We start from the raw sequence: 26,154 nt of genomic DNA on the forward strand, positions 1-26,154 counted from the left end.
TTATAGTTAATTAATCATCTCTATACCCAATGAAAAAAATTACCCTTTACCTTTTGGCATTCGTTTCGCTCGCAACGGCGGCGTATGCGCAGAAAACCGCAACTATGAATGTAGGTTCGTACAACCTCCGCTACAACACCCCCAACGACGGCGTAAATGCCTGGCCCAACCGCAAGGAGAATGTCAAAGGCCTCGTTCGTTTCCATGAATTCGACATTTTCGGTGTGCAGGAAGCACTAGTGGGCCAGCTGAAAGACGTCGCCGAACTTCCGGAATTCGCCTACTACGGCAAGGGACGCGACGATGGGAAAGAAGGCGGCGAGCATTCGGCCATTTTTTACAAGAAAGCCCGTTTCAAACTGCTCAAATCAGGCGATTTCTGGCTGAGCGAAACACCCGACAAGCCCGGGCTGGGCTGGGATGCAAAATGCTGTAACCGCATTTGCTCATGGGCACAATTCGAGGATGTGAATACCAAAAAGAAATTCTATTTCTTCAACGTACATTTCGATCACCAGGGTGTGGAAGCCCGCAGACAGTCGGGGCATTTGATGGTGAAAAAGATCAAGGAAATCGCAGGAAACAATACCGCCATTCTCACCGGCGACTTCAACTCGACACCGGACACCGAGCAGATGAAAACGATCAGTGGCTTGCTCAACGACACGCACAATGTCACTAAACAAGCCCCATACGGGCCGGAAGGAACCTTCAACAGCTTCAAATTCGACGCAGAAATGAAGACCCGCATCGATTATATCTTTGTAAGCAAAAATGTAGATGTGCTGAAATACGGCGTACTAACTGATTCGAAAGAGCAGCGTTATCCATCAGATCACCAGCCGGTGTTGGTGAAGGTGGAGATTAAATAAGCACCTGGCGGTGTGTGCGTTCTTTGCATCAACCGGCCACCAACGTCATAAATGCATTTACGATAAAATTAATATTAAATTGTAAAGTCGTTCCCAATCTGCCTATCTCGTCGAAATGCAAATACTCCGTTTCCTGATTATTGCGATAACCGGCCTTTCTTTTACTGCAACGCAAAGCGTCAAAATCAAAATCGTTGCTCCAAAGTCCTGGAACGATAAAAACGCCATTTTGCTGACAAGGGAAAAGGGATTTGCTGCGGTAGTGCATTCCATCAAACTCGGCTTCGACACAACGCATTTGACCATGGACCCGGATCTGCTTCCGGACCTCTACCAATTCCAGGTTTCACAAAAGAAAGGGGCACTGACATTCTTCTTTGACCCAGGCACGGAAATCCGCCTGGATACCGGCAACCTGGCAAAATCGGTCGTGAGCCATTCCAGGAGCAATGAAGAATGGCAGAAGTACCAGACCCACGTCCAACGGCCTTCCGACAAGCGTCTGGACGGTTACCTACTCGCGGAGGCTCACGCTAAGAAAAGAAATCTGCCCGACAGCGTCCGCTATTGGATTGGGCTGCAGGCGGCGGAACGGGAAAAACTTTGGGATGCAACCGCTGAATTTATCACTGCTCATCCCCGGTCATATGTCAGCCTGTACTTGTTGAAGGTTGATTGGTTTGCACTAAAAGACAGGAGGTTATTTGAAAGACTTGACCCGTCGCTGGCGCATCATCGGAATTACCGGTTTTTGAAAGAGCGAAGTAAGGGGATTGTTAAGAAATGACGTTCGCAGCTCTTATTGAGCTGCGGCAAGGCCGCTGATAAAGACTTCATTTATAACAATCAAAAGGGCGACCGTTTGAACCTTCGAAACGATCGCCCTTTTTGATATTCTAAACCATTTCGGGATCTCTCCCTAACCATTACGGCTAACGCCCATCAATCAGCCGTTAATGTCGTTATAGTTTGGTTATTACTTACATTGGTCTCGCCACCACCACCGGGCTGGGGAATTGTAATCGACAGATTTTGTTTTGCACCAGCCGGCGTGCCCGCGTTTCGCGTGATATTGAAGCCTACGACAGAGTAATTACTCGCAGTAATTCCGTATTTGGATGTCACGGTGATGTAACTATCAGATTCCACGAACGTCCAAAAATCATTGTTGGTAGGTACCCCATTGGATTGCCCTGCCTGGGTGCTGTATGTGATATTAAAACCCGGTAATTTCGAAACTTTAAAGTAGACGGAGCAATTACTGTTTTCCGCCTTGATATTATGTATTTTAACAGTAAAGTCTTTACTACCATTGGCTAAAAAAAACAGTGAGTTGATGCTTATAGTTGGTCCCAGGTCGGGAATGCCGGGCATGATTGGATTTCCGACCGTGACTTGTTTAGTTGAAACCTGATTGGCGGGCAAAGAATAACCTCCCTTCGATAAACTGTAGTAAAAAGCATAATAGTCTCCGGGATCCACTTGTGTAGCGTTGTACACAACCTCACCTTGGTGGTCGTTGGTTTTAAACCACACTACCCTCGAATCATCGTCAGGATATTCTAATGCCGAGGTCAGATTCCCCTTTGGATCTGCACATGAAACTGCGATGGATGTTTTCGTCAGTGGGACTTGCGTAGGTACATAATTGAATTTCAGTTCCGCCTGCGATACCGATGCACTATAACAGTTGAAATCCTTAGCGTAATAAAATGCATAATAAGGTTTTACATTCGCCGGATCCTGATTTGATATCGCAACACTCGCTGCTTGTTGCGGTGTCAAGGTCGGATCTGTTGAATTGGGGCCTGCTTTCCAAACTAGCTCAGCAGTGGGTGGAGTAGCGCTTTTAATGCCAACCGTCGACAAATCCAGTTTGTCATTTGGGAAAGGGGTTTCGATAAGCGATCTGGATAATTCAACCTGCGTATTGAGAAGCTGACAGTCAAAAGGGTATTTATCGATACTGAAATGGACATAGCCAGGCGTTTGGCCAGGTGTTTTACCTGAAAGTCTGAACCTAAGCGTTGAGGAAGCGGGTTTGAAAGTGATAACCCTCTTTGTCCAATGTTGCTGAACAAACGGATCAACGAAATCAGTAGTTTGCGTTGCAATTATGAAATTAGGATTTTGCCCTACGGTAGCAATTTCCATCGTTGCAGATTCCGCGTCTGGCGATCGCAGAGAAGTTGACCCCTTATAAAGCGCCGCGCCACAAACGCTATATCTAAATATATAAGTTTTGTTGACATCAAAACCACTTACATCCAGATAAAGCTTGTCATTTACCGCTCCCTGCGACGTCTTAAGTGAAACGAAAGAATTTTTACCGGCTCCAACAGGCAACCCTTGTGAATAGGTAGACGGCGGACTATCGAGCACACTCATGTAAATGTACCAGTTATACGACGCATCGAAGCCCGGATGATCAATGTCAGATATGAACGGAGTACCAATTGCAGTATAATTAGCCGGCACACAATTAGCACACGGCACACCGGTAGTCGGAGAAAACTGCTGCGCGCTTACAAGCAGCGAACAAAGAAGGAGGAGGCATGAAAATAGAATAGCTTTCATAAAAGGGATCTAAATGTGTGAATGATTATTTGCGCAGCGTCCGCATTAAGACCATTACTGCGGACGCTATCTGGTTGATTCGGGTTAATTACTAGTGGTAATGAATCCGGTGATGGTTTGGTTGTTACCGATGTTAGTCTCTCCTCCGCCGCCTGCGATAGGGATCGTCACAGAAAGATTTTGTTTTGCATCATCCGGCGTACTGCCATTTCGCGTAATCGTGAACCCGATATATGAGTAACCGTTTCCCGCAATCCCGGTCTTGGAGGTTACGGTGATGTAACTGCCGTTTTCCGAAAATGTCCAAAAATCATTGTTGGTATTAATGCCATTGGACTGCCCGGCCTGGGTGCTGTACGTGATATTAAAACCCGGTAATTTCGAAACTTTGAAATAGACTGAACAATTGCTGTTTTCAGCGTTGCCATTCTGGATTTTCACTACAAAGTCCTTACTGCCGTTTTGAGAAAAAATCAATGAATTGATAGTTAATAAAGGACCAAGGTCAGGTATTCCGGCTGGAACGGCACTCTCGACGTGCACATGAGCGTTGGATACCTGGCCCGGTTTTAGAGAGTAAGCACCAGTCTGCCATTCATAATAAAATGCATAATAATCGCCCGGCGGGACTGCTTTGGGATCGAAAACGGGTAGACCAGAATGCGTGTTATTATTAAACCATCGAACCTGAGTGACGGGGTTTTCTTCGAACGCGGTCAAATCGGCCGTAACCGCAGGGCAGGAAAGAAAAACATTGGTTTGAGGTTTTAAAGGAACTTGTGTGGGCGTATACATGAACTTCAATTCGGCATCCGACACCGACACGTTATAACAATTGAAATCCTTAGCGTAGTAAAAGGCGTAGTATGACTTTAAATTAGCAGGATCCAGATTGCCTACTGGAATGGCGGAAGCTTCCTCTGCCGTCAAAGTTGGATCTGTTGAATTCGGCCCTGTCTTCCAAACTAGTTCTGCAGCTGACGGAGTCGCACCTATAATACTAACAGTCGATAAATTCAATGTATTGGTAGGGAACAATGCGGTAAAGGTATTTTGTCCTATCTCTACCTGAACATTTTGTAGCATGCAATCAATAGGATATTTATCGATGGAAAAATTGATGTATCCTGCCGACAGCCCTGGCGTTGTACCTGTCATTTTAAACTGAAGTACCGAACTTGTTGGCACAAATGTAATTACTCTTGTTATCCATTTATTCCTGGAAAAAGCGTCAATGTCGGTGGTTTGTGATGCTATCTCTACTGCATTTGGTCCGGTAGTGAAAATTTCCATTGTTCCAGATCCCCCATAGGGCGAGTTGTTTCCTGCTTCATAATGCACGCTAGCAGAAAGGACGCTGTAATGAAGCTGATAAGTCTGGCCAATCGTGAAGCCACTAACATTGGAAAAAACTCTGTCGTCATAAACCCCTTCTGATGTTTTCAAAGTAACAAACGAATATTGGCCACCACCAAAAGGCAAACCCTTGGAATAGTCAGATGGAGGATCTGGTAGACGAGGCCCCTGAATATTCCATTTATCAACCTGACTACCCGAGGGGCTCCATACGTCCGAAATACTTGGAGTATGTACCATCGAGTAACCTGCTGGATGGCAGTTAGCACAAGGCATTCCAGTAGTAGGCGAGAATTGCTGAGCATGTACACCTAACGAGCCGAGAAGCGTGATGCTCAAAAGTAAAGGTAAAATCGCTTTCATTTTATTACTGTTGAATAATGCGTGAAACATAAACTATTTACCCACCGCAATGCGATAATTGCTTTCCAAACCATCGGCATTTTTAATCCTGACGTTGTAAATGCCGGAAGCAAGCGATCTTACATCAATTTTAGATTCAGGCTTTTTACCGGAAACGTATACCTGTCGACCGGTCTTGTCAAGAATTGTTACTTGTGTTACCGTGCCCCAATTATCATCGTTCAGATACAAATAGTCTACTACCGGATTGGGATACACGAAAGCTGATGCACCATCAAATTTCACACTCCTTATGCTGCTGAATGCGGTACTGCTGTCCTTGTCAATCATTTTCAGACGATATAGGTTTTCGCCTTTCAAAGGGTTCCGGTCAATGGCTTCATACGATCGGATGGTAGTGCTCTCCCCAGCCGATTGTACCGACTCTATGGGGATCCATTCTTTTCCCTTCGTGCTTCGCTGAACTTCGAAGCGGTCGCTGTTGGTCTCTTCGCTGGTAGACCAGGTTAATACCGCGCTGCTTTCAACTTTTTCTGCATTAAAATCCCGGAGTGTAACCGGCAAATTGACCATGACTGGGATGCTGGATGCGCTGTTATCATCGTTTGGATTATTTGATTGGAGCAATTTCTCAAACAACAAAGTACCTGAAACAGCACCTGTTCCTACTGCATTTCCCTGCACCAGAATGCGGAATTCAGCGCAATCATCGAATGCGACAAGTGGCTTTTTACAAAGGACTTTTACATTATGACTATCCTGGCTGCTGTTGTCAATAAATACAATGCCAAAATCAGCAGCCGGCAGAGGTGTCCCGTCCAGCTTCGTTACGCCCAGTATCGTCAAATTAGTCGAGAAACTGACGAGCGCGGAAACCGCATCGGAAGGAGTAGAGAGCCCGCCAGGATCATTGTTACACATGTAAACATCCATAATTCCCTGATGCCCATTCAGAATGGAGAGCTGTCCCGCATTAATATTGATCCCCACATTTTGTGCACGTACTAACTGCGGCGCCAGTAACACGGCCAGTGCAAAGAGCCTGAGCCACATTTTTCTTGTTTTCATAGTATGCTTGTTAAATAACTGATATAGTAGAAATCAAATTTCCGAGCTTTGATCCAGAGCAAAATCATTTGTTGAGCCTGAGGTGGGAAACGGTAACTTATCGGTATTTATCACCTTTGCTAAATGTTTCGTCAGCATGGAGGACCGATTAGGGAGTATTGAAAAAGGGAAACAGGCCGATTTGATCCTGATAAAAGGCGATCCTTTAAGAACATATAGGCTACCCGGAACGTTAGCAAGGTGATGCTGAACGGGGTTTGGGTTAAATAGGCAGGAATCACTACATTGCTTTCAAACAACAAACTATGAAAAATCTCCTTCTGATCATCCTGACCGCATTAATGCTCTGGACAGGCAACCAGGTCTTCGCCCAGGCCGAAGACGAAAAACTCGATCTTCCCGGTGATAATCTGAACCTGTATGCGGTTTTGAAGCTTTTCCAAGAATCGGAAACGCTGGAAAGCTTCGAGCGAAAGCTGAATGAGGAAGATTCAGAGATCAACAACCTCGACCTGAACGGCGATAATCAGATCGATTACATTCGTGTGGAAGACAATGTAGACGGCAACCTTCACACCATCACCCTGAAAGTGGCCGTCAGCGAAACGGAAGATCAGGACGTGGCGGCATTTTACGTCGAAAAGAAGGACGATGGTGAAATATGGATACAGCTCATAGGCGATGAAGATTTATATGGGAAAGATTATATTATCGAACCCAATTCACAGTCGGGAACGGTCTCTGAAACGCCAAATCCCGGTTATAGCGGAAACCGGGAGGTTCAGCCCGCTGTACAGCAGAATATCAATTATGTTTCAAACTGGCCGGTAGTTCAATTTATTTTCGTACCAAGATATGTCGTCTGGCGGTCACCGTGGCGGTGGAATTACTATCCGTCGTACTGGCGCTCCTGGCGCCCACGCTACTGGCATTATTACTATGGCTACCACTACCATTGGCATTACTATTACAACGGGCATTTCCGCCGCTGGCCCAGCTACCGCAACCCGGTTTGGCATACACATTATTACGGCGGCAACTTCCGCTCACGCTCAGCAGTGGTACGTACGCGCTACACAAGAGGCGATTACCGCGCGACTTATTCCCGTCCCTCGTCTGCACGGCAGGGCTCCGCGTTATTTGTAAAACGAAACCCGAAAGCCCCTACCACGCGGGAAAGGCTCCCCAATTTTGACAAAACAGGTCGCCCGATGATCACCCGCCCGTCGACGGGCCGGCCAGGCACTACCAGGCCGGAAGTTGGTGACGGCAACACGCGACCTTCTGTGGAGAGGCCCGGAAGTGGCAATAGCGGCCGTCCGGGAACAGGTCGTCCAGATAATGGCCGACCAGACGTTACACGGCCAGGTACCGGTCGGCCAGATGTCACCAGACCCGGCACGTCGCGGCCCGTCAATCCTAGCCCGGGAGTAACGCGGCCGGATATCGAGCGACCGACGCGCCCAGAGAGACCGGATGTTTCAAGACCAACACCAACACCCCGACCAGAAGTAACGCGGCCTACGCCCACACCCCGTCCGGAAGTAACGCGACCTGCACCAACACCCCGTCCGGAAGTAACGCGACCTGCACCAACGCCCCGTCCGGAAGTAACGCGACCTGCACCAACACCCCGTCCGGAAGTAACGCGACCTGCACCAACGCCCCGTCCGGAAGTAACAAGGCCCAACATCGAACGTCCGGCGCGGCAGACACCTGCCGCCAGGCCAGTGCCAACACCAAGTCGTCCGGAAACATCGCGCCCTGCCAGCCAGCCATCCAGCCGGCAGCAGAGCCCACCGCGTTCGTCAAGAGAAGCGGAGCGGCCGTAGCCGCGGGTAGTTAATGTAATTTACAAATCAGCCAGATACTTCTGCCCGCCCAGATACCGCATTTGGCGGACGATCTGGTTGGTACGCTTGTTCACATACGCAGAAGGGTTTTTAATCGAGAAGCGGATCGGGTTCGGCAGCACCGCGGCAATGCGCGCGGATTCGTAGCGTGTAAGGCGTTTCGCCGACTTATTGTAGTATCGCAACGAGGCCGCTTCGACACCAAAAGTCATTTTCCCCATTTCAGCTACATTTAGATACACTTCCAGAATACGCTCCTTACTCCACAATACTTCGATCAGCACGGTGAAATAGGCTTCCAGACCTTTGCGGATGTAACTGCGGCCGTGCCAAAGAAATACATTTTTGGCGACCTGCTGCGAAATGGTACTCGCGCCACGCGCCCGCTTGCGATCCTCTGTCATGGCATCGTAAATCTGGTCGAAGTCGAACCCCCAGTGGTTAGGAAAATTCTGGTCTTCGGACGCTACCACCGCCAGCGCAACTTCTTTTGAAATGTTTTCGTACGGCTCCCAGTCATGATGGATCTCGGTATCCTCGTCATCGGCAAACGCGTCGATCTTCCGGGAAATCATATAAGGTGTCACCCAAACGGGTAAAAACCTCAAAACAATCACCCAAACCACTGAAATCACAAAAAAAGCAAGGAAGATTTTGAGCGCAATAAATTGCAGACGGCGGAGCATAAAACTTTTTTACTTCTACAAACAGAAACCAAGTAACAAAAACAGCGTACAAAGAACAGAAACTAATCAGGTTTAGGCAAAGAAATAAGCGCCTTAATCGCCAAAATTTTAATTACGCTGTTTATGAATGAAGATTTACTCAGTTTTATCTGGCGCTTCCAGTATTTCGAAAAGAAAGAGCTGGCTACCGACGAAAATCTGCCGCTGTCCATTCTCCGCCCCGGCCAACGCAATACCGATGCCGGCCCTGACTTTTCTGAAGCCCGCGTTTCTATCGACGGCGTGCTGTGGGTGGGTAGCGTCGAAATCCATGTAAAGGCTTCCGACTGGCGCCTTCATGACCACGAGCAAAACGGTGCTTACGATGGTGTGATCCTGCATGTGGTTTGGGAAAATGATCAACCGGCCATGCGCCGCGATGGCACATTCGTTCCCACCTTATCGCTGAACGGGCTGGTAAAAGCGTCTATCTTGGAAAGGTACCGCTGCCTGCTCGACGAAAAGGATACTGTTCCCTGTAACCGCCAGTTTGGTGACGTAGAGCAGATCTGCAAATATTCCATGCTGGATAGGGTATTGCTAGAAAGGCTCGAACGCAAGGCGCTGGAAATTCAGCATTTGAACGAAACAAACCAGCAGGACTGGGAGCAGACAGCCTACCAATGGCTTGGCCGGCATTTTGGGTTCAAATTGAACGATGTGCCATTCCAGCGACTTACGGGGATTGTTCCCTGGAAAATTATCCGCAAGCATACCGACCGCCTTATTCAGGTCGAAGCATTGTTGTTTGGCTGTTCCGGACTCATCCCGGTGGATTCGGAAGACATTTATATTCGTCAGCTTCAACAGGAATTCCGGTTTCTGAGCGCCAAGTATAAGTTAGCGGACGACATCATGCAACCACACGAATGGAAATATGCCCGGTTGCGTCCCGCGGGTTTTCCTACGGTCCGGCTGGCACAATTTGCACGGTTACTATGCAATACCGGCGGTTTTCTGAACCGGTTTGTCGTTTCCGACCATTTCGATGAAGTACGTGGACTGTTCCGGATCGTGCAATCGGCCTATTGGCGGGAACATTACCTGTTTGCAAAAAAAGCGAGAGCGCAAGTGCCGGTTCTGGGTACGGATGCCGCCCACTTGCTGATAGTCAATGCCGCAGTGCCGTTACTTGTCGCCTATTCCAGGCAAAGACGACAACCCGAGCTGCTCGATAAAGCCATCTACTGGCTTTCGGAGATACCTGCCGAAGACAATCGCATTACCCGAGAGTGGGCGAGGCTGGGTATGCGCGTGAAAACCGCGGCGGACTCGCAGGCATTGATTGAGTGGTTCAACAATTATTGTACTCCAAGACGGTGCCTGGAATGCATGGTAGGCGCTGCGCTCGTCAGGGATTCCTAGCCGGGGGCACCTAGCCAGTGGCACCTAGCCGGGGGCACCTAGCCTTTGACCAGGTTAACGCCCGTCAGCAGAAATACCGTTCCCACCAGGAATGGCACGATCGATTCCCATTTGGTAACAGTAAGGCCCAGTACGGGCTTGTCCGATAAAAATGCGACGCATGCGAAAAGCAATACCGCAATACCTAAAATGGTGAGCAACGAACCGAAAAAACGTTTGAATTGAGCGTTTTCCATGAAAAGTGTCTATGAGGAGATTAAAAAGTTCGCAAAAATATTAAATATGCGCTGGCAACGGCGTGGTTACTATAAAAAATGTGCCTTACACACGCTTAAGACCCATTTTTTCACCCTCTCCGATCATGAATTCAAAGGCAGGACCGTATTCGTTGGGAACAATCCCTTCCAGGATCGCTTCGCGCACCGCTTCCTTGATAATGCCTACTTCCCGTGCAGGCTTCAATCCGAATGCTTCCATGATCATTTCCCCGGTAATGACCGGCTGGAAATTGCGGAGCTTGTCGCGCTCTTCCAGGTCTTTGAGCTTCTGCTCTACGAGGTTGAAATTACTGATGAAACGTCTCACCTTCTCCGGATTTTTGGAGGTAATATCCGCCCGGCACAGGTTCATCAGCGCCTCAATATCCTCACCGGCTTCAACAAGCAAACGCCGCATCGCCGAATCGGTAATTTCCTCTTTGGAAAGCACTATCGGGCGCAAATGCAGCCTAACCAGTTTTTTCACGAACCGCATTTTCTCGTTCAACGGCAATTTCATCCGGCGGAAAATCACCGGTACCATCCGCGCACCCACCTCCTCGTGGTTATGGAACGACCATCCATTACGCTTATCGAACTTCTTGGTGGCAGGCTTGGCAATATCGTGCAGAATAGCTGCCCAGCGAAGCCAGAGATCATCTGAAACCTGGCAGACATTATCCAGCACCTGTAAAGTGTGATAAAAATTATCCTTATGCCCCTTGCCTTCAATGTGCTCTACGCCCTGCAATTCTACCAGTTCGGGGAAAATAATGGCCAGCAGTCCTGCGTGATAAAGTAGTTTGAAACCGTAAGAAGGAGTTTTGGAAAGGATGATTTTGTTCAACTCGTCGGAAATCCGTTCCATCGACACAATACTGATGCGCTCCTTCATTTTAGTAATCGCATCGAATGTGTCAGGTTCAATATCGAAGTTGAGCTGGCTCGCAAACCGGATCGCACGCATCATGCGCAACGGATCGTCGGAAAAAGTAATTTCGGGGTCGAGCGGGGTGCGGATAATCCTTTTACGAAGATCGCTCATGCCTTCGAACGGGTCGACCAGCTCGCCAAAAGTACCTGCATTGAGGCTGATACCCATTGCATTGATGGTAAAATCGCGGCGGTTCTGGTCGTCGGCCAACGTGCCGTCTTCCACCGCCGGCTTACGGGAATCAGAACGATAGGACTCCTTCCGGGCGCCTACAAACTCAATTTCGAGGTCGCCTTGACGAATTTGTGCAGTACCAAAATTCTTAAAAACACTCACATGCACATCCGGCCCAAGCCTGTTGGCCACCATTTCGGCCAGCTCGATGCCGCTGCCGATGGAAACAATGTCGATATCCTTGCTATTCCTTTTGAGTATCAGGTCCCTGACGAACCCACCGATTATATATGCCTCCACACCCAGCTCCTTCGCTGCCGCGACAACTTTTTCCAGGACGGGGTATGGTGTCAATTGCTCTTTGAAATTCATGCCGCAAAGGTAGGGAATTCTTGTTCGACATGAAGCGCGGGGGGATTACTGAACCATTGATATTCGCGAATAAGCGTACAGACCCGACGTGCCGGTACCTAGACTTTTTCCACCCCAACCTTGACGGCTTCAACCGGCTTCGGTATCTCTATCGGATAATGCTCATTGTCGTAGGCTTCAATAAGATCAGCAAGCATACCTGCTTCGTCGCCTTCCGGCGTACCGATCGGCGCGTCAAAGACCTCATTAAATCTTTTCAGGGCCTGATCGAATTCCTCTTCTGTTTCGATTGGTTTAAGCATGATTAAATCAAATTTGCGTCGATTTTGTCGTATTTCTGATGCGTTCCGATAAAGCGAATAAAAATAAACTGCCTCTCAAATTCGAAGCGAGCAACTAACCGATAACTGTTGCCTTTGATGTTAAACACCATGCGACTATCCTTCAATATACTCACATGACAAAAAACCTCTTTGACATCAACAGACGACTTCCATTCGGCCCTAACCGCCAACTCATACCATTTCCGGAGATACTCTTCCGAATCGGGGCGCTTTTCCCAAAAATTTTGCAGTGTGCGTTTCACGAAAACCCTCATGGATAATCTGTTTACTAAAATACAATGTTCCGGGGCATGGAACATCATTTAGACGTCAGAATATCGAAAGGGTAACGGTTTGTAGAATAAACTTTTTCAGGAATTCACCATAAAAAACGCCGTCCGCGGGAACCGGTCAAACAACTCATCTTTCAGCTCTTTGCTGAGTGGCAATTCGCTCACGGCGGATGCCATGCATTGCAGCCAGGCCACGGCGTCGTCTTCGGTGATGGTGTGGGGCATGTGACGGGCTCGCATCATGGGATGACCGTACACATCGGAGTAGAGTTGCGGGCCACCGAGGAATTGGGTGAGGAAAAGACGCTGCTTTTCCTTGATCAGGTCTTTGTCCGTTTTGAAAAGCCGGGAAATGAGCTCATGCTCAAAAACCTGATCGTAGAATTTATCGGTGAGTTGCCGCAGCGCGGCGTCGCCGCCAATGCGCTCGTATAATGACTGTTGTTCCATAAAATTAGCTACCGGATTCACTACCGGCCAACTTTACAACTCCGAAGCTACCGCCACAGGTTCCCACAGCGATCATGACTGTTATCAGTTCTCGAAACGCATATGCTTCACCGATTCCCCGGAGCGGGCAAGTTCGGTCAATGCTTCAATGCCGATTTCGAGATGCTGTTTCACATAGCTCGACGTCACTTTTTTGTCGCTTTCCTCGGTTTTTACACCTTCCGGCACCAGTGGATTGTCGGAAACGAGCAGCAATGCGCCGTGCGGAATGGAGTTTGCGAAACCTACAATGAATATAGTAGCGGTTTCCATGTCGATGGCCATCGCGCGGATTTCCCGCAGGTATTCCTTGAAGCTGTCGTCGTGCTCCCAGATGCGGCGGTTGGTGGTATAAACCGTGCCGGTCCAGTAATCGAGCTTCTGCTTTTTAATGGCGGCCGAAACGGTACTTTGCAAACGGAAGGACGGTAATGCCGGAATCTCAGAGGGCATGTAGTCATCGCTCGTACCTTCGCCACGGATAGCGGCGATCGGGAGGATCAGGTCACCTACCTGTGTTTTCTTCAAACCACCACATTTACCCAAAAACAACACAGCCTTTGGATTAATGGCGGATAATAAGTCCATTACGGTAGCAGCCATAGGGCTACCCATCCCGAAATTGATAATGGTAATATCCTTCGCTGTCGCGGTTTGCATGGCGCGGCCCTGTCCCCGTACTTCCACCCCGAACTTTTCGGCGAACATGGTCACATAATTTCCGAAGTTGGTCAGCAGGATGTAGCTTCCAAACTCCTCCACAGGCGTACCCGTATAGCGTGGGAGCCAGTTTTCGACAATCTGTTCTTTGGTGGTCATGAAATTAGCAGGTTTGTTGGTGAAGGCAACAGGGGTTGATTATCTTCGTTCATGGAATCATTGAACCTTCCCGGATTCGCCTACAAAGTTAAGCAGGTAAACGGGAAACCGCATATTTTCGACATCATCCGCAGGAAATTCGTAACGCTCACTCCCGAAGAATGGGTGCGCCAGCATTTCATCCATTTGCTCATCACGCATTATGGCTATCCCAAATCGCTTTTCGCGATAGAGACTGGCTTACAATACAATACGCTCGCCAAGCGTACCGATATCATGGTGCTTTCCAACAATGCATTGCCATTCCTGCTGGTCGAATGCAAAGCCCCGTTCGTTAGTGTTTCAGACGCCACTTTCGCGCAGATCAGTCGTTATAACTTCACATTACAGCCTCAATACCTGGCAGTTACCAACGGAATGGCACACTATTGCTTCCAGGCTGTGAACGGGCAAATCCATTTCATGGACGATTTCCCCCAATACCGCGATTTCAATTCCTGACCACAAAAAAAACCTGTCCAATACAGACAGGTTCTTTTAACATTCAGGTCATACAAATGCCGACGGTTGATACCAGGCAACCGCCTGCGGGTAATTATTTTGCAGCAACCAATTTCACGTCGATAGAGAAATCGTCATGGATCATTTTGTCGCCGAGGTTATCGAAAAATGATTTCGAGTTGTATTTAATGTCGTATTTCGAACGGTCAACAACGAGTGTACCAGTCGCTTCCGCACCAGTAGCAGTAGTTTTAACGGTTACAGGGAAAGTTACCGGTTTGGTAATGCCTTTGATCGTCAGGTCGCCGGTTACATCGTAAACACCGGTTGCTTTTGGAGTAGCTTTTGTCACTACGAAAGTTGCAGTAGGGTGTTTTTCAACGCCGAAGAAATCGTCGGATTTCAAGTGTCCGATCAGTTTACCGTTGTATTCTTTGTCGGTAAGATCAGTACAAGTAATGCTGTTCAGGTCGGCAACGAATTTACCGCCGGTCAATTTAGCGCCGTCCAACGTGATCGTTCCTTCTTTCAAGGTGATTTTACCTGTGTGCTCGCCGGTAACTTTTTTACCCACCCAGGTCAGTTCGCTTTTAGCAGGATTCACTTTCAGGCTGGTGGCTTTTTTACCATTGTCTGCTGAAACAGAAGAAGATACAAACAACGCTACTGCAAGAGATGCGACAAAAAATTTAATTGATTTCATTGTAGTTTTGATTAAAAATTAAAGTGAATTATGGATTTGTGTTAATTGTGTTCTAAGCTTGATTTTCGTTTTCCCGCAGCTTGTCGAGCAATGCGCTGATCTGCTCGGCTTCCGCTTCGGAAATAATATTGAAACGGTTTTCCCAATCCTCAATAAACGGGTCCAGCACTTTCAGCAGGTCGAGCCCTTCTTCGGTAATGACGACATCCACGGCGCGGCGGTCGCTTTCACACGACGTCCGCTTGGCAAGGTTCTTCGCCAGCAGTTTGTCCACAAGCCGGGACGTGTTGGAACTCTTATCGAGCATGCGCTCCGTAATATCGCTCACCTTGATCGGGTTGCCCTGCTGTCCTCTCAGAATCCTCAGCACGTTATATTGTTGTGGCGTAATGTCGTGCTCCTTGAAAGATTCCAGCTGCTTATATTCGAGCCACTTGGTGGTATACACCAGGTTTAATGCCAGCTTTTGGAAGGGGCTTCGAAATTTTTTTTGCTTTATATCAGTTTCAATAGACATAGTCAATCGGGTTAAATGCAATAATGATGTATATACATTTAATGTAAAAACATCTATTGGTGAAGAAATAGTTCAGTCAGGTAAAAAATATTTCAAAAAAATTTATCAAAGGACAGAGAAACACAACTAAGTCACTGATTGTCAATTACAAAACTTGACTACCAAGGACAACACCTGACTACCCATGACAACCACCTGACATGATCCCTTTAAAAAAACCGCTGATCCTCGCCTCCAACTCCCCCAGAAGAAAACAATTACTACACGAAGCTGGCTTTGAATTCGCCGTTGAAGTGCTTCCCACCGATGAAAGTTACCCTGCGGAGTTACCCGCAGAAGCGGTAGCAGGTTATATTTCACGGGAAAAAGCCGAGCAGTTCCGTGGCCACAGCCCCGAATCCCTGGTATTGACGGCGGACACGGTTGTGATCGCCGACCACCACATTCTCGGCAAGCCAGCCGACCAGGAAGATGCCTTCCGGATGATCCGGATGCTTTCAGGCAGAAGCCACAAGGTTGTGACAGCGGTGAGCCTGTTGTCGGATGGTGAAATTCAAACCGTGGCCGATATAGCAGAAGTTTATTTCCGAAACTTGGAAGATTGGGAAATCAACCACTATATTGAGCAATACAAACCCTTCGACAAAGCTGGCTCCTATGGCATCCAGGAGTGGATAGGGATGGTCGGGATAGAGAAAATCGAAGGGTCGTACTACACGATTATGGGCTTGCCGGTCCAGGTCGTTTACCAGCTATTGAAACCGCATTTTCATTAATGCCCCGCTATGTTTGCAGACAGGTCAGCCAGTATCCCGAAAGTTTGTTATGAGATATTCGTCCGTTCTTTCTGCGATTCGAATGGCGACGGCATCGGCGACCTGAACGGCATTATTTCCAAACTGGATTACCTGGCCGATCTGGGTATCGAGGCGATCTGGCTCACGCCAATCCATCCTTCACCAAGCTACCACAAATACGACGTCACCGACTACTACGCCATCGATCCCGAATATGGCACGATGGTCGACTTCAAGCGTCTGCTCGCGGGTGCGCACGAGCGCGGGATCGCCATTTACCTCGACCTCATCGTGAACCACACCAGCACACTGCATCCGTGGTTCGAGGAAGCGCGCAAAAGCAAGGACAATCCCTACCGGCACTTCTATTGGTGGATGAACGAAGATCAGATCGATCACCTTGGTATTTCTGAACGGGAAACCTCCGACGATTCGCAGGTTGTCTACCCATGGCACAAGAACCCCGGTGACGACGAGAAGTATTACGGCCTTTTTTACAAAGGCATGCCCGACCTCAACTATCATTCGGAGGCATTGCGGGAAGAAATCGCTAAAATTATCCGTTTCTGGTTGAATGACGTGGGTGTGGATGGGTTTCGTCTCGACGCGGCCAGGCATATTTACCCCGAATGGGATCAGGAGCAGAGCACTAGTTTCTGGGAGTTTTTTTCAAAAATCGTGGGAGAAGTAAAGCCGGGTGCATTTACAGTAGCCGAAGTATGGGCCGAAACCGAAGAGGTAGCCCCCTATTTCCGCAACTTGAATGCTACTTTTCATTTCGATCTCAGCTTTGCATTGCAACGTATGCTCCTGGCCGGGCGCGATGAGGAGATCATCGACAAATTACAGGCGAGTTTTAATCTGTTCCAAAAATATAACCCGCTATTTGTCAATGCGATTATGCTTACCAACCATGACCAGGAGCGGATAGGGAGCGTTGTAGGCGGCGATATCGAAAAGATCAAACTTGCCGCCAGTATTCTGCTTACACTCCCGGGCCAGCCCTATTTATACTATGGGGAAGAAATTGGGATGCTGGGGAAAAAGCCAGATCCCTACATTCGCGAGCCTTTCCTCTGGGCACCCGACCCCGACGATCCGCAATTGACCAACTGGATCACGCCGGAATTTACAACCCTGAAAACAGTGGCGCCCCTTTCGGAACAGACCGGCGATTTAAATTCTGTTTTCAATCATTACAAAAAACTCATACACCTGCGCAGAAGCGAGCCCGCGCTGAACCAGATCCTTGCGCCCAACCTGCAACCCGTGCGCCTGGGGGACGATCGGCTGCTCGCCTATTTCCGCCCGCACGTCGACCGGTCGCTCGTTATCATTCATAATCTCGGAGATACCGAAAGTGAATTAACAATACCCGAAGATAAATCGCTGTTTACCCAAGTGCTGTTCTCGACTGATCCATTGCATGAGACGAATCTGACGACGAAGCGGTTATCCGCACATTCGAGTATCATTCTGGCACCGGCGGGCAATACCCGCACTGGCGAAAAGCAGTAGGGAAGTACCGCACCGGTTCTTTATTGCTAAATCGTTGTCGGTACTGCAAACGCATTCCCTATGAAATCCGGTATTGTTTCCACCTGTCTGATCCTCCTTCTGACCTGTACTGCTATGGCGCAAAAGTCCTACCCTACGATGGGCAAGATCGTCTATGAAGATCCCTCATTCGAAAAATTGTTGTCCAAAGACGCTAAAATTGAAGTGTTAGCTTCGGGATTCGAGTGGTCGGAAGGGCCGGTGTGGGTTAAAGACGGCGGTTACCTGCTGTTTTCAGACGTTCCGAAGAACAAGGTTTACAAATGGGATGAGAAGGAAGGTCTTTCCATATTTCTCGAACCATCGGGCTATACCGGCCGCGGCGTTTACAGTGACGAACCTGGCAGCAACGGCCTGATTATCGACAACAAAGGCCGCCTCGTTTCCTGCGAGCACGGCGACCGCCGCATTTCGGCCATGCCTTTAAATATTGGTGGAAAAGTTACGCTGGCAGATAATTTCGAAGGCAAGCGCTTCAACAGCCCCAACGACGTGGTGCAGCACAGCAACGGCGATTACTACTTCACCGATCCGCCGTACGGCCTTGCCAAAAAACACGAAGACCCCACCCGCGAAATCCCGCAATTCGGCGTGTACCGCATTCATAAAGACGGCAAGGTGAGTATGCAGGTGAGCGACCTCAGCCGCCCGAACGGCCTCGCGTTCTCACCCGACAGTAAGACTTTGTATGTTGCCCAATCCGACCCCGAGAAGTCGATCTGGATGGCTTACCCGCTCGATGCGAACGGCAATGCGGGCAAGGGAAAGCTGGTTTACGATGCCACGTCCATGGGTAAAAGAGGCGTTCCCGGCCTGCCCGACGGCCTCAAAATTGATAAAGATGGCAACCTGTGGTCGTCCGGCCCGGGCGGCATGCTCATTATCAGCCCCGCCGGAAAGTTGCTCGGCCGCATCGAAATGGGCGAACTGACCTCCAATTGCGCCTGGGGGAATGATGGCTCCACATTATATATGACGGTAGACGGCTACGTTTGCCGCATTAAAACCAATACGAAAGGCGCGGGCTGGTAATCAGTTTTTCTTCCTGTATTCGCGGAGCGTAGCATCGACGTCGCGTTTCACATTGGCCCAATCGGATTTGCCATTGCGGTAAATGTTGGTGTAAGTTTTGTAAAGCATCAGCCGGTCGTCACTGATCCTGTCGAGTTCTATGGCCATCACCTGCCGCGACGAAGATTTGGCATTTTTGTATTCGTTGAGCAGGTTATTGTATTTGTTTTCAAGATTATCCAATTCATACAGAACCACTTCCGCAAGCTTGTCCATTTCTGTATACTGGTTGAGCAGCTGCTGATTATAACCCGCATTACCTCTTATGGGTGTAGTAACACCTCCTGCCGAACCATTACCGTCCACGACCCGGTCGTAATCCTTTCGATAATTCGGGTCGGCCGTTTGACTATCCCTTGTTCCCTCCGGAGCGCGCGAGGAGCGGTCGGTCGATGAAGTCGATGAAGAAACGCCGTGGCGTTGGTCGTAGCGCCGCTGCAATGCTGCGGAGCATGAGAAGGTTGCGACGGCAATAGTGGCGATCGCCGCCATGATAGAAAGTCTTTTCACCGATAATTCCGTTAAAAGTTATGCCTCAGGCCCGTGCCGAGATTGGGATTAAAGTAAAAGAATTTAGGAATAAATTCAAGATAACGATCATCCTTGACGTAAAATGACCCCTGCTTCTCAAAAGTCCATTTACTCGAAATCGGGGGTGCTGTTTTGTTTCCAGACCATTTTCTTTCTAATATTGGGGCCTCAATCAGGTACGCCGTTCCAATCAAACTAACACACCAGTGACCCAAATCAAGCAGAACAAGATCTTCAATCCCAAAGATATCATAGCCTATTTTGTTGTTGCGGGTACCGGTGCTTTGATCCAGTTAGTTTCCAGTAGTCTTATTCAGGATTGGTTTAATATCTCGTGGAGCGATTCCATTGTTCCTTCCTACATCATCGGTTTTTTCTGGGGGTTCACCCTCACCAAACTTTTCGCTTTCGACGCGCGCAAGAGCAACCAGACGCGCCGCGAAATGGTAAAATTCCTCATGGTATCCATGGTTTCCCTTTTCATTACCTGGGCGTTCACCATCGGATCTTCGAAAGTACTTGTCGATTACCTGGGCATGGAGGTTTATAAAGTGAAGTTCTCCTTCGCCAAAAAGGAAGTGAATGTGACCGAAATGGTTTGTTATGTCATCGGGATGGGGTTCAGCTTTATCAGCAACTACATTCTGCACAAAACCTTCACTTTCAAAAGCACCGGCTTTTACAATCGACTGAAAGTCCTGATCCGCTGACCGTTACAGCCTTTCGACAATCATAGCAGAAGCTCCTCCCCCGCCGTTGCAAATGGCAGCGAGGCCGTATTTGCCATTATTTTTCTCTAAAACGGATAGCAATGTCGTGATAATGCGCGCGCCGGACGCTCCCAGCGGATGCCCGAGCGACACCGCGCCACCGAAGACATTCACCTTCTCCACATCCAGGTTCAACGCCTGAATATAGGCCAATGCGACTACCGCAAATGCTTCATTTACTTCGAAATAGTCGATGTCTGAAATTTTCAATCCGGCTTTTTTCAACACTTTTTCCGTTGCCAGCACAGGGGTAGTCGTAAACCAGGCAGGCTCCTGCTCAGCGTCCGCATAGGCGACAATGCGTGCGATGGGTTTCAGCTTTCGGGCATTCACCGCATTGCCGCCAGCCAGCACCAGCGCAGCGCCGCCGTCATTGATCGTCGAAGCATTGGCCGCGGTAACTGTTCCATCCTTGGAGAAAACGGGTTTCAGTGTCGGTATTTTTTCAAATTTAACGCGCTTGTATTCTTCGTCTTCACGCACCGTGGTTATCTCGCCTTTCGCCGACGTGATTTCAACAGCTACGATTTCACTATCGAACGAGCCATTCACTGTCGCCTCCGCTGAGCGCTGATAGGATCGGATCGCGTATTCGTCCTGCGCTTCCCGCGAAATGTTGTATTTCAAGGCTGTCTTATCCCCGCAAACGCCCATACCGATCTGGTCATAAACATCCGTGAGCCCGTCTTTTAGCAACCCGTCGACAATTTCACCATGGCCGTAGGCATAGCCATTACGTGCTTTTGGTAAATAATAAGGAATTTGGGACATATTTTCCATTCCTCCGGCTACGACAATTTCCGCGTCGCCCAGCTGAATCGCCTGCGCGCCCAAAGCCGTTGCCTTCATCCCTGAGGCACAAACCTTGTTCACCGTCGTGCAAATCACCGAAACAGGCAGTCCTGCATAAATAGCAGCCTGCCGCGCCGGCGCCTGACCAAGGTTAGCGGAAACAACATTGCCCATCAGCACCTCGTCTACCGAAGCGGGATCGATACCAGATTTAGAAATTGCGCCTTGAATGGCAGTCGCACCGAGCTTTGCGGCATGCACAGAAGAAAGTACCCCGCCAAAACTGCCGATAGGCGTACGTGCGGCGGAGAGGATGAAGGTGTCGGTTTGCATGATGAATGAGTGAATGAATGATTGAATGTATGGATGTTTCCGGTGAGTAACTATCCACTCACGTTCAATATTAACAATAACAAAAGAAACTATTCACTCATTCACTCATTCAAAATTAGCCCCTCATGACAACTCTTCCGAACTCTCCGGCAAATGATCATACTCACCTTTCCAGGCGTAGTAGCCGAAAATCACCAGCCCGGTGCAGATTGGAATGAAAATGAGGATGATGATCGACCATTGCAGGATCGTATTCGTGCGGGCGATGCCTTCCGAAGCGGCGGCAATTTTATCGGCTGCCTGCATGAAGAGGAATATAATGATAGCCGGACCGAGTACGATCCAGAGAAGTCCTAGTATTTTTTTTAAACCACTCATTTTGTATTGGTTATATAAATGTCAAATGCCTTTTAAAAGAGCTAATCCATCACATTGTCACCGCGGCGGTTATCGATGTAAACCGCTCCGATTACGAACGACAATGCTGCTATTCCGATGGGGTACCAAAGCCCCGAAAGCGGCGTAGAACCTTGGAATGAGGCGATTAATGTAGCAATGAACGGTACCAATCCCCCGAAAACGCCGTTCCCGATGTGGTAAGGCAGCGACATGGAGGTATAGCGGATCTGCGTCGGAAAAAGCTCAACAAGGAATGCGGCGATCGGGCCGTAAACCATCGTTACGAGGAGTATCTGGAAGAATACAAGTGCAATCACCATGATGTACGATTGCGTGGAAAGCGTCACGTCCTTGATCACCGTTTGTACACCAGGAACCTCGGCCAGCACGTCTTCGGTGGTAACCTCAACCTTCGATTCTTTGAAAGTCATGCCGTTTGTGAGGGTTTTTGTGACGGTGGTGGTGATCAGGGAGTCTGCCTTGTCGGGTACCAGCGCGCGCTCGATGACCGGCTCCGATTCGCTCAGGAGCATGGTTTTCTGCATTTCTTTCACGTTCGTGGCATCCAGAAAGTATTGGTAAATCGGCCGGTAGCAGATCACCCCGAGCGCCATACCGGTCAGCATGATCCATTTGCGTCCCACTTTATCACTCCACGAACCAAAAATCACAAAAAACGGCGTCGCGAAAATGATTGCCCACAGCAGAATGTACCGCGATTCGTTGAAGTCGAGCTTGCAGGTATTTTCGAGAAAAGATTGCGCGTAAAACTGCCCGGTGTACCATACTACACCCTGCCCCATTGTGGCACCAAATAATGCTACAAGCACCATCTTGAAATTCGCCTTCTTTTGAAAACTTTCTTTCAAAGGGTTAGCGGAGACTTTCCCTTCGGCTTTCAGTTTGGAGAAAACCGGCGACTCATGCATCTTCATCCGGATATAAATAGACACGACCACGAGCAGTATCGACACCAGGAACGGAATGCGCCAGCCCCAGTCGGCAAAGTTTTTTGCGCCCAGAATGTTTTTAGCCAGGACAATCACCCCCAATGAAAGGAACAAGCCCAGCGTAGCGGTCGTCTGGATCCAGCTGGTAAAGAAGCCCCGCTTACCTACGGGCGCGTGCTCGGCTACATAGGTGGCCGCGCCCCCGTATTCGCCCCCGAGCGCCAGCCCCTGCACCAGGCGAAGGATTAGCACGAGAATGGGTGCGGCATAGCCAATGCTGGAATAGGAAGGAATAAGGCCGATCAGGAATGTGGAGCCGCCCATCAGCACGAGGGTCAGCAGAAATGTATATTTCCGGCCGATAAGGTCACCCAGGCGGCCAAATACCAAAGCGCCAAAAGGCCGCACAATGAAACCCGCAGCAAAGATCGCGAGTGTGTTGATCAGCGCAGAGGCACCGGCATCGCTCGGGAAGAGCTGTTGGCCGATAATGACCGCCAGGCTGCCGAAAATGTAGAAATCATACCATTCAATTAATGTACCTAAGGAAGAAGCAGCGATTACCTGCGTAATGCTTTGTGTAACATTGGATTCGGTGGAACGCATGGATTAGGAAAGGTGAGGAATTGAACAATTTAGGTGAATAAGTCACAACCCGCATTTCATTACTCATAAGTTCCACATAAAAACGCCCCTGGAAATGATCCAGAGGCAGGTATTAATTCTTAAATGGTTCTCAAAAATCGTCGTCATCATCGTCGAAATCGTCGAGTCTCCTAAGGAGTTCGTCACCGTCTTCGATAACTATTTCGCGATCATCTATATCTTCATCAAACTCGTCGATGACCTTTTCATCGCCGGTTTCCTCATCCAAATCCTCATCTTCGTCGTCATCATCTCCATAAGGATCTTGCGCTACCGGACGGGTCTTTTTTGTGCTCCCTTGGTAGTCAGGGAAAACAGCTGGTTCTAAAATCGCCTCGCTGATGTCAGCAAAGGCCAGTTCTCCACTTTCGCGTATCATGACAGTTTTTTGTTAAATGTTTTCAATGTTAAAAACGTACGACCTAAATTATTAAAATATTCCGCTACCATATCTTCTTTCCTGCCGAAAGATTTCATCAATAATTGACACTACAAAAATAATGATTTGGTAAAATGTAAAAACCTCTTGAAATTGCCAGCCAGAAAAAAAATCATCGCCTGTTGCACCGGAATACCTGCATCGCCGGGTAATTATCAGCACATCTGACTGCAAATGAACACACTTGGCAACACCTAAACCTGTTTTCCAATCCTAACCCTTTTTAATGAATGTTGAAAAAATTTGTTCTCATGGGACTGCTCGCATGCGGCCTCATGTACGGTGGACATGCCGCTGAGGTTATTCCCGACTCTTCCCTGACCGTCAGGAAAACGACCGACTTCCAAGTTAACGGCGAAGGCACCGCACCCAACTGGTCGGCCGCGCAATGGTTCAACCTCACCGTCCAGAAGGGCCCCAACCAGCCGGCGCCCGGCAAACAGCTCCCTACCCGCGTCAAAATCCTTTACTCCGACAAGGGGATGTACTTCCTCTTCGACTGCACCGACCAGAAACTGACCTCGACCATTATGGAGGACTTCGGCGCGCTGTTCAAGGAGGATGTGGTAGAAGTATTCCTCTGGCCCGACATTTCGGTGCCCATTTACCTCGAATACGAAGTTTCGCCGCTGAACTACGAGCTGGCGATCCTTGTCCCGAACATCAAAGGCCGTGCACAAGGCTGGAAACCCTGGCATTACACGGATCGCAACCGGGTACAGCACGAAACCAGCGCGCAAGGTGGGCAAAAGAAGAGCATGGCGGCCGTAGAAGGCTGGAAAGCGGAATTCTTCATTCCTTTCGCATTAATGAACCCAATTGCCAATGCAGCCCCCAAGCCCGGCGACAAATGGCGCGGCAATTTCTACCGCATCGACTACGACAGTGAAACAGCTTATTATTCCTGGCAAAAAACCGGTGGCAGCTTCCACGAATTCAATAAGTTCGGCACGTTGGTGTTTGAATAAAGGCATTATAATCTATCTCAACCTTTTCCCGAATCATGAAACGAACCATTCTTTCATTCATCCTTTTATTGTCGGCTATGACAGCTTTTGCGCAGAAACCCAAAAAGGAAATACTGTACCTCGGCACTTATACACAGAAGGGCGAGGGCATTTATGTCTACGAATTCGACCGCAGTGACTATTCTTTCAAAGAGTTGCAGGTATTGACGAGCAAAACAAGCCCTTCTTTCCTCGAATTTCACCCCAATAAAAAGTACCTCTACGCCGCTAATGAGGGCAATAGCACTGTTTCGGCCTACGCGATCGACCAGACTTCCGGCAAACTCACCGCATTGAACTCGCAGCCGTCGCAAGGCCGTGGCCCCTGCCATGTCAGTGTTGATCCAAAGGGCCGTTTCATTTATTTATCGAACTACGGAAGTGGTGACCTGGCCGTGTACAAGCTCAACCAGGACGGCAGCATCGGCGCATTGGCGGACACTATTCAGGACAAAGGCCGCCCCGACCAAAAGCCGCATATGCACTCCATTATCCCCTCTGCGGACGGCAAGTACATCTACGCTTCGGATTTGGGCATCGACAAAATCATGGTTTACTCCGTTGATCCACAGACCGGTAAACTAACGCCTGGCTCCGTTCCCTATGCAGAGGTAAAAGCCGGTGATGGTCCACGCCATTTCGCGATCCACCCGAACGGTAACTTCGGTTATTCTGCCTGTGAGCTGGCTTCGGTGGTCAATTCTTTCAAGATCGTGAAAGGAAGCGGTGCATTGGTGCCGTTCGAGCGGGTAACTATGCTGCCGTCGGATTTTACGGGTAAAAGCTACGCCGCCGACATCCATTTCTCGCCGGACGGAAAATTCCTCTACGCTTCCAACCGCGGCCATGAAAGTCTGGCCATTTACGCGGTAGACGCCAAAACCGGGAAGCTGACCGTCGCAGGCCACGCGGATACGCACGGCAAGCATCCGCGCAACTTCCTGATCGACGCCAAAGGTGAATTTGCCATCGTGACCAACCGTGACAATGACAATGCGGTCTTCTTCAAACGCGACGCCGCTACCGGCCAATTGACTTATACCGGGAAAGAGATCAGCGCACCTACGCCCGTATGCGTGAAACAGCTGTTCCTGAATTGATTATTATCTCCTGACAACCTTGATGGAAATGGGTGCGGATGGCTGAAAAAACAATATGGAAGAATATTTTCAGCGATTTGTGCTTATTTCCATCAACTTTTTTAATTTTAGAATTCTGAATGCTATTCTTCGTTATTATTTAAAATACACCAAAGAAAATATTACTATTTTAATGTCTGGCACAAAAATTGACTTGTACAGA

At 48.8% G+C, this 26,154-nt stretch carries 28 protein-coding genes; 11 read left to right on the top strand and 17 right to left on the bottom strand.

Annotated features, from left to right (window positions below):
• Positions 1–29 precede the first annotated feature (29 nt).
• Positions 30–872: an endonuclease/exonuclease/phosphatase family protein gene (locus ACTJJJ_RS21515; protein WP_440702991.1), complete on the top strand. Its 843-nt coding sequence runs from the start codon at positions 30–32 to the stop codon at positions 870–872.
• A 115-nt stretch (positions 873–987) separates the two neighbouring features.
• Positions 988–1,659: a hypothetical protein gene (locus tag ACTJJJ_RS21520; RefSeq protein WP_440702992.1), complete on the top strand. Its 672-nt coding sequence runs from the start codon at positions 988–990 to the stop codon at positions 1,657–1,659.
• Positions 1,660–1,814: 155 nt separating this feature from the next.
• Here ACTJJJ_RS21520 and ACTJJJ_RS21525 read toward each other — a convergent pair whose 3' ends face one another.
• The 3 genes from ACTJJJ_RS21525 to ACTJJJ_RS21535 all read right to left on the bottom strand — a co-directional run bounded on the left by ACTJJJ_RS21525 (position 1,815) and on the right by ACTJJJ_RS21535 (position 6,236).
• The gene (locus ACTJJJ_RS21525; RefSeq protein WP_440702993.1) at positions 1,815–3,449 is read right to left on the bottom strand and encodes a hypothetical protein; all 1,635 of its coding nucleotides are present in this window, start codon (positions 3,447–3,449) and stop codon (positions 1,815–1,817) included.
• 84 nt (positions 3,450–3,533) lie between these two features.
• On the bottom strand, positions 3,534–5,168 hold the full coding sequence (locus ACTJJJ_RS21530) for a hypothetical protein (RefSeq protein WP_440702994.1): 1,635 nt from the start codon (positions 5,166–5,168) through the stop codon (positions 3,534–3,536).
• A 33-nt stretch (positions 5,169–5,201) separates the two neighbouring features.
• Positions 5,202–6,236 carry a T9SS type A sorting domain-containing protein gene (locus ACTJJJ_RS21535; protein WP_426295728.1) on the bottom strand — a complete coding sequence of 345 codons (1,035 nt, stop codon included), beginning with the start codon at positions 6,234–6,236 and terminating at the stop codon, positions 5,202–5,204.
• Positions 6,237–6,541: 305 nt separating this feature from the next.
• Between ACTJJJ_RS21535 and ACTJJJ_RS21540 the strand changes: the two genes are divergently transcribed.
• Positions 6,542–8,068, top strand: a complete 1,527-nt coding sequence (locus tag ACTJJJ_RS21540; protein WP_440702995.1) for a hypothetical protein — start codon at positions 6,542–6,544, stop codon at positions 8,066–8,068.
• 20 nt (positions 8,069–8,088) lie between these two features.
• Here the strand turns inward: ACTJJJ_RS21540 and mtgA are convergent, their stop codons facing one another.
• Positions 8,089–8,775: a monofunctional biosynthetic peptidoglycan transglycosylase gene (mtgA, locus tag ACTJJJ_RS21545; RefSeq protein ID WP_426295730.1), complete on the bottom strand. Its 687-nt coding sequence runs from the start codon at positions 8,773–8,775 to the stop codon at positions 8,089–8,091.
• 123 nt (positions 8,776–8,898) lie between these two features.
• Between mtgA and ACTJJJ_RS21550 the strand changes: the two genes are divergently transcribed.
• Positions 8,899–10,179: a DUF2851 family protein gene (locus ACTJJJ_RS21550; RefSeq protein ID WP_440702996.1), complete on the top strand. Its 1,281-nt coding sequence runs from the start codon at positions 8,899–8,901 to the stop codon at positions 10,177–10,179.
• Positions 10,180–10,217: 38 nt separating this feature from the next.
• Here ACTJJJ_RS21550 and ACTJJJ_RS21555 read toward each other — a convergent pair whose 3' ends face one another.
• From ACTJJJ_RS21555 to ACTJJJ_RS21580, 6 genes are all read right to left on the bottom strand, one after another.
• A complete protein-coding gene (locus tag ACTJJJ_RS21555) occupies positions 10,218–10,415 on the bottom strand; it encodes a hypothetical protein (protein WP_188935508.1) in 198 nt (65 codons plus the stop codon).
• 85 nt (positions 10,416–10,500) lie between these two features.
• Positions 10,501–11,916 (bottom strand): CCA tRNA nucleotidyltransferase, encoded by a 1,416-nt coding sequence (locus ACTJJJ_RS21560; protein ID WP_188935510.1) that lies wholly within the window; start codon positions 11,914–11,916, stop codon positions 10,501–10,503.
• A gap of 98 nt (positions 11,917–12,014) precedes the next feature.
• Positions 12,015–12,218: a helix-turn-helix domain-containing protein gene (locus tag ACTJJJ_RS21565; RefSeq protein ID WP_188935512.1), complete on the bottom strand. Its 204-nt coding sequence runs from the start codon at positions 12,216–12,218 to the stop codon at positions 12,015–12,017.
• Positions 12,219–12,220: 2 nt separating this feature from the next.
• Positions 12,221–12,562 carry a type II toxin-antitoxin system HigB family toxin gene (locus tag ACTJJJ_RS21570; RefSeq protein ID WP_440702997.1) on the bottom strand — a complete coding sequence of 114 codons (342 nt, stop codon included), beginning with the start codon at positions 12,560–12,562 and terminating at the stop codon, positions 12,221–12,223.
• Positions 12,563–12,610: 48 nt separating this feature from the next.
• Positions 12,611–12,982, bottom strand: a complete 372-nt coding sequence (locus ACTJJJ_RS21575; protein ID WP_188935514.1) for a globin domain-containing protein — start codon at positions 12,980–12,982, stop codon at positions 12,611–12,613.
• An 84-nt stretch (positions 12,983–13,066) separates the two neighbouring features.
• Complete coding sequence (locus tag ACTJJJ_RS21580; RefSeq protein WP_188935515.1) at positions 13,067–13,840, bottom strand: AMP nucleosidase; 774 nt, start codon at positions 13,838–13,840, stop codon at positions 13,067–13,069.
• A gap of 51 nt (positions 13,841–13,891) precedes the next feature.
• On the opposite strand from ACTJJJ_RS21580, the gene ACTJJJ_RS21585 reads away from it, so the two are divergent.
• Complete coding sequence (locus ACTJJJ_RS21585; protein WP_188935517.1) at positions 13,892–14,341, top strand: type I restriction enzyme HsdR N-terminal domain-containing protein; 450 nt, start codon at positions 13,892–13,894, stop codon at positions 14,339–14,341.
• 94 nt (positions 14,342–14,435) lie between these two features.
• Here the strand turns inward: ACTJJJ_RS21585 and ACTJJJ_RS21590 are convergent, their stop codons facing one another.
• On the bottom strand, positions 14,436–15,044 hold the full coding sequence (locus ACTJJJ_RS21590; RefSeq protein ID WP_188935519.1) for a YceI family protein: 609 nt from the start codon (positions 15,042–15,044) through the stop codon (positions 14,436–14,438).
• Between the two features lie 52 nt (positions 15,045–15,096).
• On the bottom strand, positions 15,097–15,561 hold the full coding sequence (locus ACTJJJ_RS21595; protein ID WP_188935521.1) for a MarR family winged helix-turn-helix transcriptional regulator: 465 nt from the start codon (positions 15,559–15,561) through the stop codon (positions 15,097–15,099).
• A gap of 200 nt (positions 15,562–15,761) precedes the next feature.
• Here ACTJJJ_RS21595 and ACTJJJ_RS21600 point away from each other — a divergent pair, with 200 nt between their 5' ends.
• The 3 genes from ACTJJJ_RS21600 to ACTJJJ_RS21610 are packed head-to-tail and all read left to right on the top strand — an operon-like array spanning position 15,762 to position 18,947.
• The gene (locus ACTJJJ_RS21600) at positions 15,762–16,337 is read left to right on the top strand and encodes a Maf family nucleotide pyrophosphatase (RefSeq protein WP_440702998.1); all 576 of its coding nucleotides are present in this window, start codon (positions 15,762–15,764) and stop codon (positions 16,335–16,337) included.
• A gap of 9 nt (positions 16,338–16,346) precedes the next feature.
• Positions 16,347–17,876, top strand: a complete 1,530-nt coding sequence (locus ACTJJJ_RS21605; protein ID WP_440702999.1) for an alpha-amylase family glycosyl hydrolase — start codon at positions 16,347–16,349, stop codon at positions 17,874–17,876.
• A 60-nt stretch (positions 17,877–17,936) separates the two neighbouring features.
• A complete protein-coding gene (locus ACTJJJ_RS21610; RefSeq protein WP_440703000.1) occupies positions 17,937–18,947 on the top strand; it encodes an SMP-30/gluconolactonase/LRE family protein in 1,011 nt (336 codons plus the stop codon).
• Here ACTJJJ_RS21610 and ACTJJJ_RS21615 read toward each other — a convergent pair whose 3' ends face one another.
• The gene (locus tag ACTJJJ_RS21615) at positions 18,948–19,496 is read right to left on the bottom strand and encodes a hypothetical protein (protein ID WP_440703001.1); all 549 of its coding nucleotides are present in this window, start codon (positions 19,494–19,496) and stop codon (positions 18,948–18,950) included.
• A 227-nt stretch (positions 19,497–19,723) separates the two neighbouring features.
• On the opposite strand from ACTJJJ_RS21615, the gene ACTJJJ_RS21620 reads away from it, so the two are divergent.
• Positions 19,724–20,227: a GtrA family protein gene (locus ACTJJJ_RS21620; protein WP_188935527.1), complete on the top strand. Its 504-nt coding sequence runs from the start codon at positions 19,724–19,726 to the stop codon at positions 20,225–20,227.
• Positions 20,228–20,230: 3 nt separating this feature from the next.
• On the opposite strand, the gene ACTJJJ_RS21625 is transcribed toward ACTJJJ_RS21620, so the two are convergent.
• The 4 genes from ACTJJJ_RS21625 to ACTJJJ_RS21640 all read right to left on the bottom strand — a co-directional run bounded on the left by ACTJJJ_RS21625 (position 20,231) and on the right by ACTJJJ_RS21640 (position 23,785).
• Entirely contained in the window at positions 20,231–21,412 is a 1,182-nt protein-coding gene (locus ACTJJJ_RS21625) for an acetyl-CoA C-acyltransferase (protein ID WP_440703002.1), read from the bottom strand.
• A gap of 123 nt (positions 21,413–21,535) precedes the next feature.
• Positions 21,536–21,790, bottom strand: a complete 255-nt coding sequence (locus ACTJJJ_RS21630) for a DUF6814 family protein (RefSeq protein ID WP_188935531.1) — start codon at positions 21,788–21,790, stop codon at positions 21,536–21,538.
• 41 nt (positions 21,791–21,831) lie between these two features.
• The gene (locus ACTJJJ_RS21635; RefSeq protein ID WP_440703003.1) at positions 21,832–23,367 is read right to left on the bottom strand and encodes an MFS transporter; all 1,536 of its coding nucleotides are present in this window, start codon (positions 23,365–23,367) and stop codon (positions 21,832–21,834) included.
• A 130-nt stretch (positions 23,368–23,497) separates the two neighbouring features.
• Positions 23,498–23,785: a hypothetical protein gene (locus ACTJJJ_RS21640; RefSeq protein ID WP_188935535.1), complete on the bottom strand. Its 288-nt coding sequence runs from the start codon at positions 23,783–23,785 to the stop codon at positions 23,498–23,500.
• Positions 23,786–24,075: 290 nt separating this feature from the next.
• Between ACTJJJ_RS21640 and ACTJJJ_RS21645 the strand changes: the two genes are divergently transcribed.
• A complete protein-coding gene (locus tag ACTJJJ_RS21645) occupies positions 24,076–24,813 on the top strand; it encodes a carbohydrate-binding family 9-like protein (RefSeq protein WP_440703004.1) in 738 nt (245 codons plus the stop codon).
• A 35-nt stretch (positions 24,814–24,848) separates the two neighbouring features.
• Positions 24,849–25,952: a lactonase family protein gene (locus tag ACTJJJ_RS21650; protein ID WP_440703005.1), complete on the top strand. Its 1,104-nt coding sequence runs from the start codon at positions 24,849–24,851 to the stop codon at positions 25,950–25,952.
• Positions 25,953–26,154 lie beyond the last annotated feature (202 nt).

This window comes from Dyadobacter sp. 22481, from assembly GCF_052044875.1.
GTDB classification, from domain to species: domain Bacteria; phylum Bacteroidota; class Bacteroidia; order Cytophagales; family Spirosomataceae; genus Dyadobacter; species Dyadobacter endophyticus.

What these genes read in the sequence shown, in the direction of transcription:
- ACTJJJ_RS21515 (WP_440702991.1), top strand. Translation starts at nt 30, where the DNA reads ATGAAAAAAATTACCCTTTACCTTTTGGCATTCGTTTCGCTCGCAACG.
- ACTJJJ_RS21520 (WP_440702992.1), top strand. Translation starts at nt 988, where the DNA reads ATGCAAATACTCCGTTTCCTGATTATTGCGATAACCGGCCTTTCTTTT.
- ACTJJJ_RS21525 (WP_440702993.1), bottom strand. Translation starts at nt 3,449, where the DNA reads ATGAAAGCTATTCTATTTTCATGCCTCCTCCTTCTTTGTTCGCTGCTT.
- ACTJJJ_RS21530 (WP_440702994.1), bottom strand. Translation starts at nt 5,168, where the DNA reads ATGAAAGCGATTTTACCTTTACTTTTGAGCATCACGCTTCTCGGCTCG.
- ACTJJJ_RS21535 (WP_426295728.1), bottom strand. Translation starts at nt 6,236, where the DNA reads ATGAAAACAAGAAAAATGTGGCTCAGGCTCTTTGCACTGGCCGTGTTA.
- ACTJJJ_RS21540 (WP_440702995.1), top strand. Translation starts at nt 6,542, where the DNA reads ATGAAAAATCTCCTTCTGATCATCCTGACCGCATTAATGCTCTGGACA.
- mtgA (WP_426295730.1), bottom strand. Translation starts at nt 8,775, where the DNA reads ATGCTCCGCCGTCTGCAATTTATTGCGCTCAAAATCTTCCTTGCTTTT.
- ACTJJJ_RS21550 (WP_440702996.1), top strand. Translation starts at nt 8,899, where the DNA reads ATGAATGAAGATTTACTCAGTTTTATCTGGCGCTTCCAGTATTTCGAA.
- ACTJJJ_RS21555 (WP_188935508.1), bottom strand. Translation starts at nt 10,415, where the DNA reads ATGGAAAACGCTCAATTCAAACGTTTTTTCGGTTCGTTGCTCACCATT.
- ACTJJJ_RS21560 (WP_188935510.1), bottom strand. Translation starts at nt 11,916, where the DNA reads ATGAATTTCAAAGAGCAATTGACACCATACCCCGTCCTGGAAAAAGTT.
- ACTJJJ_RS21565 (WP_188935512.1), bottom strand. Translation starts at nt 12,218, where the DNA reads ATGCTTAAACCAATCGAAACAGAAGAGGAATTCGATCAGGCCCTGAAA.
- ACTJJJ_RS21570 (WP_440702997.1), bottom strand. Translation starts at nt 12,562, where the DNA reads ATGATGTTCCATGCCCCGGAACATTGTATTTTAGTAAACAGATTATCC.
- ACTJJJ_RS21575 (WP_188935514.1), bottom strand. Translation starts at nt 12,982, where the DNA reads ATGGAACAACAGTCATTATACGAGCGCATTGGCGGCGACGCCGCGCTG.
- ACTJJJ_RS21580 (WP_188935515.1), bottom strand. Translation starts at nt 13,840, where the DNA reads ATGACCACCAAAGAACAGATTGTCGAAAACTGGCTCCCACGCTATACG.
- ACTJJJ_RS21585 (WP_188935517.1), top strand. Translation starts at nt 13,892, where the DNA reads ATGGAATCATTGAACCTTCCCGGATTCGCCTACAAAGTTAAGCAGGTA.
- ACTJJJ_RS21590 (WP_188935519.1), bottom strand. Translation starts at nt 15,044, where the DNA reads ATGAAATCAATTAAATTTTTTGTCGCATCTCTTGCAGTAGCGTTGTTT.
- ACTJJJ_RS21595 (WP_188935521.1), bottom strand. Translation starts at nt 15,561, where the DNA reads ATGTCTATTGAAACTGATATAAAGCAAAAAAAATTTCGAAGCCCCTTC.
- ACTJJJ_RS21600 (WP_440702998.1), top strand. Translation starts at nt 15,762, where the DNA reads ATGATCCCTTTAAAAAAACCGCTGATCCTCGCCTCCAACTCCCCCAGA.
- ACTJJJ_RS21605 (WP_440702999.1), top strand. Translation starts at nt 16,347, where the DNA reads ATGTTTGCAGACAGGTCAGCCAGTATCCCGAAAGTTTGTTATGAGATA.
- ACTJJJ_RS21610 (WP_440703000.1), top strand. Translation starts at nt 17,937, where the DNA reads ATGAAATCCGGTATTGTTTCCACCTGTCTGATCCTCCTTCTGACCTGT.
- ACTJJJ_RS21625 (WP_440703002.1), bottom strand. Translation starts at nt 21,412, where the DNA reads ATGCAAACCGACACCTTCATCCTCTCCGCCGCACGTACGCCTATCGGC.
- ACTJJJ_RS21630 (WP_188935531.1), bottom strand. Translation starts at nt 21,790, where the DNA reads ATGAGTGGTTTAAAAAAAATACTAGGACTTCTCTGGATCGTACTCGGT.
- ACTJJJ_RS21635 (WP_440703003.1), bottom strand. Translation starts at nt 23,367, where the DNA reads ATGCGTTCCACCGAATCCAATGTTACACAAAGCATTACGCAGGTAATC.
- ACTJJJ_RS21640 (WP_188935535.1), bottom strand. Translation starts at nt 23,785, where the DNA reads ATGATACGCGAAAGTGGAGAACTGGCCTTTGCTGACATCAGCGAGGCG.
- ACTJJJ_RS21645 (WP_440703004.1), top strand. Translation starts at nt 24,076, where the DNA reads ATGTTGAAAAAATTTGTTCTCATGGGACTGCTCGCATGCGGCCTCATG.
- ACTJJJ_RS21650 (WP_440703005.1), top strand. Translation starts at nt 24,849, where the DNA reads ATGAAACGAACCATTCTTTCATTCATCCTTTTATTGTCGGCTATGACA.